Here is a 4,490-nt window from a genome sequence, read left to right as displayed (position 1 = left end):
GTACAACCCCTCCACATCCCAGCCCCGGTCCACCGGAAAACCCGACACCGCGTCCGACCCGGACACCACCAGCTCCCACAAGTCCTCAGCCGACCGCACCCCACCCGGATACCGGCACCCCACCCCCACGATGGCGATGGGTTCCCGGGCCGCGGCGAGCAGTTCGTCGTTCTGGCGGCGCAGTCGGGTGGTCTCCTTCAGCGAGGCCCGCAGGGCCTCCACGACCGCTTCCGGCGACGTGTTCGTCATCTTCTCTGCCTTTCGGGGATCGCTCGGCACTAGGAGCCGGAGTTCGTGCGGGCCATGCGGATGAGCGCATCGACATCCAGGTCGTCGATGAGGTCCGTGCCGTCGTCGGGTTCGGCGGAGCCGCCGGGGTCCGTGCCCGCGGCGCCGGACGGGGACTGCGGCTCCGGGGCGAGCGTGCCGCGCAGGTGGGCGGCGACCGCCGTCGGCGTCGGGTAGTCGAAGACGAGCGTGGCGGGCAGCCGCAGGCCGGTGGCCTTGCCGAGCCGGTTGCGGAGTTCGACGGCGGTGAGCGAGTCGAGGCCGAGTTCCTTGAAGCCCTTCTTCGCGTCCACGGTGGCTGTGCCGCCGTAGTCGAGCGTGGCGGCGACCTCGGCGCGTACCAGGTCCAGCAGGAGTTGCTGCTGCTCCTCCTCGGTGAGGCCGGCCAGCCGGTCGGTGAGGCCCGGGCCGGCGGCGGTCTGCCCGCCTGCCGGGCCGGCGGGCAGACCGCCGCCTGCTCGCCTGCTCTGGGCCCGGACCAGGCCGCTGAGCAGGGCGGGGATCGCCGGTCCACGGGCCCGCAGGGCGGCGGTGTCCAGCGGGAGGGGGACGGCAACGGCCTCGTCCAGCCGCAGTGCGGCGTCGAAGAGCTCCATGCCCTGTGCGGCGGTGATGGCGGTCATGCCGGACTTGGCAAACCGGTTCCGGTCGGCTTCGGTGAGGGCGGCCGCCATACCCCCTTCGGCCCAGGGGCCCCAGGCGAGCGAGGTGGCGGTCAGGCCCTGGGCCCTGCGGTGGTGGGCGAGTGCGTCCAGGAAGGCGTTGGCGGCGGCGTAGTTGGCCTGTCCCGCACCGCCGACCAGGCCCTGGATGGAGGAGTAGAGGACGAACGCGGTCAGGTCCAGGCCGCGGGTGGCCTCGTGCAGGTTCCAGGCGGCGTCCGCCTTGGGCCGCAGGACGCCGTCGATCCGTTCGGGCGTCAGGGACGCGAGTACACCGTCGTCGAGGACGCCGGCCGCGTGCACGACGGCGGTGACCGGGTGCTCCGCGGGGACGGCGGCCAGCAGAGCGTCGAGCGCTTCGCGGTCGGCCACGTCGCAGGCCGTGACGGTGACTTCGGCGCCGAGGTCGTTCAGCTCGGCCCGCAGTTCCGCCGCGCCGTCGGCGGCGGGGCCGCGGCGGCTGGTCAGCAGCAGGTGCTTGATGCCGTGATCGCGCACCAGGTGCCGGGCCAGCATGCCGCCCAGCGCTCCGGTGGCGCCGGTGATCAGCACGGTGCCGTCCTCGTCCCAGGGGCCGGGGCCCTCTTCGGGCACCACGGCACGCCGCAGGCGCGGCGTGAGCAGCCTGCCGCCGCGGACCGCGACCTGCTGGTCCCCCGTGGACAGGGCCCTGTCGAGTGCCTGCCGCAAGTCGCTGCCGTCGTCGAGGTCCACCAGCAGCAGCCGGTCGGGGTTCTCGGTCTGCGCCGAGCGCAGCAGCCCCCATACGGCCGCGTGCGCGAGGTGGGGGACGTCCTCGTCCGGTGCGGCGGCGACCGCGCGGCGGGTGACCACGGCGAGCCGGGTGCCGGCCAGCCGCTCGTCGGCCAGCCACGCCTGGACCAGTGCCAGGGCGCGGTGCACGGCCTCCCGCGGCGAGCCGCTGTCGGCCGGCAGGGCCGCGACGACCGCCGCGGGGGCGGTGGCACCCGCGGCGACGGCGGAGGCGACGGCCCCCACGTCCGCGAACCGCTCGGCGCCGGCGAGTTGCGGTGTCGCCTCGCCGAGGAGGGCCCACGGCCCGGCCGGGGTCCCTGCGGCTTGGGCGGCCGGCTCCCAGGCGAGCCGGAACAGCGCCTCGTGGCTGCGGCCGCCGGCCGAGCCGAGCTGTGCGGCGGACACGGCGCGTACGGCGAGGGATTCCACCACGGCGACGGGTGCGCCGGTGGCGTCCGCCACCTCGATGGTGACCGCGTCGGGGCCGGCGGGGGTGAGCCGAACCCGGGCCGCGGCGGCGCCGGTGGCGAACAGCCGCACCCCGCTCCACACGAACGGCAGCCTGGGCTCGCCGGTGCCGGGCAGCACACCGAGTTCGATGGCGTGCAGCGCCGAGTCCAGCAGGGCCGGGTGCAGCCCGAACGCGGCGGCCCGCTCCTGCTGCCCTTCGGGCAGGGCCAGTTCGGCGTGGACCTCGTTGTCCCGCCGCCAGGCGGACCGCAGGCCGCGGAAGGCCGGGCCGTAGTCGAATCCCTGCTCGGCGAGGGCGTCGTAGCGCGCGGTCAGGTCGATCGGTGCAGCGCCGGAAGGCGGCCAGTCGGCTTGCGTGCGGCCGGTCCCGGCGGCGTCGGGCAGCGCCGCGTCGGGCAGCAGGGTACCGCCGGCGTGCCGGGTCCAGGGCTCGTCGAAGCCGCCGTCCTCCGGCCGGGAGTGCACGGTGACGGTACGGCGTCCGGTCTCGTCGGGGGTGCCGACGGCGACCTGGAACCGCACGGCGCCGCGCTCCTGCAGCACCAGCGGTGCTTCGAGGGTGAGCTCTTCGAGGACTTCGGCGCCGGCTTCGAGGCCGGCCTGGAGGGCGAGCTCGACGAAGGCGGTGCCCGGCAGCAGGACCCGGCCGAGCACCGCGTGGTCGGCGAGCCAGGGGTGGGTGCGCAGGGAGAGCCGGCCGGTGAGGACGGTCTCGTCGGTGTCGGCGCGGGTGAGGGTCGCGCCGAGCAGCGGATGGTCGGTGGTGCCCAGGCCGGCGGCGGCGACATCGCCGGTGGGTGCCGGGGCCTCGGGCCAGTACCGCTTGCGCTGGAAGGCGTACGTGGGCAGGTCGACACGGCGGGCGCCGGTGCCGTCGAACACGGCTGCCCAGGAGGGCCCGGCGTGCCGCACGTGGAGCCGGGCGAGCGCGTGGGTGACCGCGGCGGGCTCGGTACGGCCCTTGCGGAGCAGCGGGACGAACTCCGGTTCCGCGCCGCCCGCTTCGACGACGCAGTCGCGTCCCATGGCCGACAGCACCGCGTCGGGGCCCAGTTCGACGAAGGTCGTGACACCGGCGTCCTGGAGGGTGCGGATGCCGTCGCAGAAGCGGACGGCCTCGCGGACGTGCCGTACCCAGTAGTCCGGGGAGCACACCTCCTCGGCGGGCACGACCGCTCCGGTCACGTTGGACACGATCGGCACGAGCGGCGGCGCGAAGGTCAGCCCCTGGGCCACGGCGCGGAACTCGTCGAGCATCGGGTCCATGTGCGGCGAGTGGAAGGCATGGCTCACCTTCAGCCGGCGGGTCTTGCGGCCGCGGGCCTCCAGTTCCCCGGCGACGGCCAGCACGGCCGCCAGATCGCCGGAGATCACCACGGAGGCGGGCCCGTTCACGGCCGCGACGGCGACCTCGCTCGCGCGCCCCTCCAGGAGCGCGGCGACCTCCTCCTCCGGGGCCAGGACGGACACCATCGCGCCCTCCCGCTCCAGGGCCTGCATCAGCCTGCCGCGGGCCGCCACCAGGGCTGCCGCGTCGGACAGCGAGAGGACGCCCGCCGCGTGGGCGGCGACCAGTTCGCCGATGGAGTGCCCCGCGACGAAGTCGGCCGTCAGGCCCAGGCTCTCCGCGAGCCGGTAGAGCGCGACTTCGAGGGCGAACAGGCCGGTCTGGGTGAAGGCGGTCCGGTGCAGCAGTTCGGCCTCGGGCGTCCCGTCCGCGGCGAAGATCACGTCCCGTACGGAGCGGCCCATGTGGCGGTCGAGTTCGGTGCACACGGCGTCCAGCGCCCGGGCGAACACCGGGTGGGCGGCGTACAGCTCGCGTCCCATGCCGGGCTGCTGGCTGCCCTGGCCGGTGAAGAGGAAGGCGGTCCTGCCGGGGGCCGGCTCGCCGGTGACGAGCCGGGCGGAGGAGTCGCCGCGGGTTAGCGCGTCCAGGCCGTCCAGGGTCTCCTGCCGGTTCCCGGCCAGGAGTACGGCCCGCCGGTCGAGGGCCGAGCGGCTGATCGCCAGGGAGTGGCCGAGGTCGAGCAGGTCCACGTCGCCGGCCGCCCCGAGGTGCGTGCGCAGCCGCCCGGCCTGCTCGGCGAGTGCCTGCTCGGACGCGGCGGACAGCACCAGGGGTACGGCGTCGGGCGTGAGCAGGGTGCCGCCGGGAGCGGTACGGGTACGGTCCGGGTCGTCTTCCACGGGTTCGTCGGCGGGAGCCTGTTCGAGGATCACATGAGCGTTGGTCCCACTGATCCCGAACGACGACACCCCCGCACGACGCGGACGCCCCGTCACCGGCCACTCCCGCTGCTCGGTCAGCAA

The 4,490-nt window shown here is 75.3% G+C and carries 2 protein-coding genes; both read right to left on the bottom strand.

The window, feature by feature from the left end; translation table 11 throughout:
• Positions 1-249: beta-ketoacyl synthase N-terminal-like domain-containing protein (locus VIW71_RS04430; RefSeq protein ID WP_331620628.1), on the bottom strand; the 249-nt coding region annotated here is incomplete at its 3' end.
• Positions 250-278: 29 nt separating this feature from the next.
• The coding region (locus tag VIW71_RS04425) for an SDR family NAD(P)-dependent oxidoreductase (protein ID WP_414720652.1) at positions 279-4,490 on the bottom strand (4,212 nt) is incomplete at its 5' end.

Origin of the sequence: Streptomyces sp. (assembly GCF_036524955.1) — a bacterium.
In the GTDB taxonomy this organism is placed as follows: domain Bacteria; phylum Actinomycetota; class Actinomycetes; order Streptomycetales; family Streptomycetaceae; genus Actinacidiphila.
The sequence above is the reverse complement of the archived record's forward strand: the minus strand, read 5'-3'. Positions and strand labels throughout refer to the sequence as shown.